Consider the following 660-nt stretch of genomic DNA (forward strand, 5'->3'; position numbering starts at 1 on the left):
GGCAACCTCATGATGTCTGGCAGCACGCGCGAGGTTGCCGGCCAGCGGCCGGCACTACCTCACTCTTCCGGCGACGGCGGGTTCGACGCCAGCAGTTCCAGATGGCGCTGCTCCATTTCCTGGCGCAGCTGGCGGCGGATCAATGCGGCCGCCTGGCGGCGCTTCTCGTCCGACGTGACCGGCTGCAATGACGGCACCGGCGTTGGCCGGCCTTCCTCATCCACGGCCACCATGGTGAAGAAGCAGCTGTTGGCATGGCGCACGCTGCGCTTGAGGATGTCCTCGGCCACCACCTTGATGCCGATCTCCATCGACGAGGTGCCGGTGTAATTCACCGAGGCCAGGAAGGTGACCAGCTCGCCCACCGCGATGGGCTGGCGGAACATCACCTGGTCCACCGACAGGGTGACCACGTAGCTGCCGGCGTAACGGCTGGCGCAGGCGTAGGCGACCTGGTCGAGCAGGCGCAGGATGGCGCCGCCGTGGACCTTGCCGGAGAAATTGGCCATCTCCGGCGACATCAGCACGGTCATGGACAGCTGGTGGGTTTTCAGTTCGGTCGACATGGGGCGATTGTATCGGCAACCGGTAGTGCCGGCCGCTGGCCGGCAACCACGCGATTGTTTCCGGAGGCCATGAAAAAGCCGGCCAGCGGCCGGC

At 66.2% G+C, this 660-nt stretch carries 1 protein-coding gene; it reads right to left on the minus strand.

The window, feature by feature from the left end; translation table 11 throughout:
* Positions 1-59: 59 nt before the first annotated feature.
* Positions 60-566, minus strand: a complete 507-nt coding sequence (locus V3B25_RS22325; protein WP_049399791.1) for an acyl-CoA thioesterase — start codon at positions 564-566, stop codon at positions 60-62.
* Positions 567-660 lie beyond the last annotated feature (94 nt).

It is taken from the genome of Stenotrophomonas sp. SMYL8 (genome assembly GCF_036320065.1).
Classification (GTDB): domain Bacteria; phylum Pseudomonadota; class Gammaproteobacteria; order Xanthomonadales; family Xanthomonadaceae; genus Stenotrophomonas; species Stenotrophomonas maltophilia_A.